This window comes from Pseudomonas sp. ANT_H4 (assembly GCF_008369295.1).
Lineage (GTDB): Bacteria > Pseudomonadota > Gammaproteobacteria > Pseudomonadales > Pseudomonadaceae > Aquipseudomonas.
The window spans coordinates 1-2,400 of record NZ_VOBG01000062.1 but is presented as its reverse complement, the minus strand read 5'-3'; the positions used below and the strand labels follow the sequence as shown (position 1 = coordinate 2,400).

The window sequence follows — 2,400 nt, the reverse complement described above, 5'->3', positions numbered from 1 at the left end:
TGTTAATCAGCGTGCAAAACTTTCCAGATTTCCGGGGTAAACAGCGTCCAATAGTTTCCACCCCGGGGTGTGCAACCATCCGGTCTTTCGGCCGGAGAATCTGGGGTGTTATCGATGGATATAATTGCCGAAATTCGGCGCCGGCATCTGGTTAGCGGCGAGAGCATTAGTGCGATTGCACGCAGTCTTGAACTCTCCCGGCCAACGGTGCGCAAGCATCTGCACACGACGGCTGAACCGGTGTATGCACGTCAGCAACAGCCCTCGCCAAAGCTCGGTGAGTTTCAAGTCACTCTGCAAGCCTGGCTCAATACCGAGCAGCATTTACCTCGCGCCCAGCGGCGTACGGCGCAGAGGCTGTTCGAGGGATTGCAGGTCGAGGGTTATCGCGGCGCTTACGACAGCGTGCAGCGCTTTGTAAAACAGTGGAAATCCGTCAAGAACGGGCCAACAACAACCCAGGCGTTCGTGCCGCTGGTGTTCGCGCCTGGCGATGCTTGTCAGTTCGACTGGAGCCACGAGCACGTCGAGATCGATGGCGTGCCGCAGACCATCAAGGTGGCGCATTTTCGTCTGGCCTACAGCCGGCAGATGTTTGTCGCAGCCTATCCCCGCGAGACCCAGGAGATGGTGTTCGACGCCCATAACCGGGCCTTTGCGTTCTTTGGTGGGGTGCCACAACGGATTATCTACGACAACCTCAAGGCGGTGGTTGAGGCGATTTTGGTCGGCAAGGAGCGGCGCTTTAACCGTCGCTTTATGGCCATGGCTAATCACTACCTGTTCGAGCCGGTAGCCTGCACACCCGCATCAGGCTGGGAAAAGGGTCAGATTGAAAATCAGGTGGGCAATGTGCGCGAGTGGTTGTTCACGCCGATGGCGCGTTTCGCGAGCTTTGCGGCGCTTAATGACTGGCTGGCATTACGTTGCCGCGAACTGAGCCAGCGCGAGCATCCCACCGAACGCACCCAGAGCATTGCCGAGCATTTTGCTCGGGAGCAACCGTTATTACGCGTGTTCAGCGCGACCTTTGACGGCTATCTCGAGCAGATGCTGCGCGCCTCCAGCACCTGCCTGGTGCGGGTTGATCGCAACCGCTACAGCGTACCTGCCGAATGGGCCGGCAAGGCGGTATCCGTTCGCAGCACTGCCACTGAGGTACGGGTCGTCGCCGAGGGTGCGCAGATCGCGGAGCACGCTCGCCGCTTTGGCCGCGACCAACTGATTTGCGATCCCTGGCATTACCTTTCGGTGCTGGAGAAGAAACCCGGCGCCTTGCGCAATGGTGCGCCCTTTGTCGAATGGGATTTGCCGGCGGCGATTCAGCAGGTTCGCGAACGTCTGCTCAAACAACCTCGTGGCGATCGCGCCTTTGTTGAGTTATTGCTGGTCGCTCGCGAGGTCGGCCTGGATGCACTGCAAGTGGCTTGCGAGTTAGCCTTAGAATGCGGCGTGGTCAATGGCTCGCTGGTGATGAATGAACTGCGGCGCCTGACCGCTCCAGCCCGGCCAGTGCAATTGGAGTTGCCGGCACAACTGCAACTGCGCATTGAGCCGCTGGCCGATTGCGGCCGCTATGAGCAGCTAAGGAGCGGCCAGTATGTCCATTGATCGCGCCGCCCAACTGAAGACCTTACAGCTGCACGGCATGGCCACTGCGTGGCGCGAGCTGCTGGCCGAAGCGCCACGCCAATCGTGCCCCCCAGAGGTCTGGCTGGATCGCCTGATTGAGGCCGAACAGGCCGATCGGCAAGTGCGCAGCTTGCGCTATCAGCTCAAGGCCGCCCGCTTCCCAATCCATCGCGACCTGAGCGCCATCGACTGGGCCGAAACGCCCCTCGATCAAGGACAGATCCAGCAACTGGCCAGCGCCGCGTTCATGGACAGCGCCCACAACCTGATCCTGGTCGGCGGCACGGGCACCGGAAAAACCCATCTGGCCACCGCCTTGGGCGTCGCCGCCATCCACCAAGGCAAACGCCTGCGTTTCTACAACGCCGTCGATCTGGTCAACCAACTGGAGCGGGAAAAGCAGCAAGGCAAAGCCGGCAACCTGGCCAAGCAACTGCTGCATATCGATGCCGTAATTTTGGATGAGTTGGGCTATTTGCCGTTCCCTGACTCGGGTGGCGCATTGCTGTTTCACCTGATCAGCCAGCTCTACGAAAAGACCTCGCTGATCATTACCACCAACCTGTCGTTCGGCGAATGGGTCAGCGTTTTCGGCGATGCCAAGATGACCACCGCGCTGCTCGACCGCATCACCCACCACTGCGAAATTCTAGAAACCGGCAATGATTCGTTCCGCTTCAAACAGCGCAAGAAACAGATGAAAATCGCGTAGCCAACTGGAAAGTTTTGGACGCTGTTACCTGGAAACTATTGGACGCTGATTGACAG

General features: G+C 59.2%; 2 protein-coding genes. Both read left to right on the top strand.

Going from position 1 to position 2,400, the window contains the following annotated elements; genetic code table 11:
• Nucleotides 1-105: 105 nt before the first annotated feature.
• Complete coding sequence (istA, locus tag FQ182_RS29440; RefSeq protein WP_149415346.1) at nt 106-1,611, top strand: IS21 family transposase; 1,506 nt, start codon at nt 106-108, stop codon at nt 1,609-1,611.
• Nucleotides 1,601-2,344, top strand: coding sequence for an IS21-like element helper ATPase IstB (gene istB / locus FQ182_RS29435; protein ID WP_149415347.1), 744 nt, complete (start codon nt 1,601-1,603; stop codon nt 2,342-2,344). The genes istA and istB overlap by 11 nt, the downstream gene beginning before the upstream one ends.
• Nucleotides 2,345-2,400: the final 56 nt, after the last annotated feature.

Coding starts and splice junctions, on each gene's coding strand:
- istB (WP_149415347.1), top strand. CDS start 1,601: ATGTCCATTGATCGCGCCGCCCAACTGAAGACCTTACAGCTGCACGGC.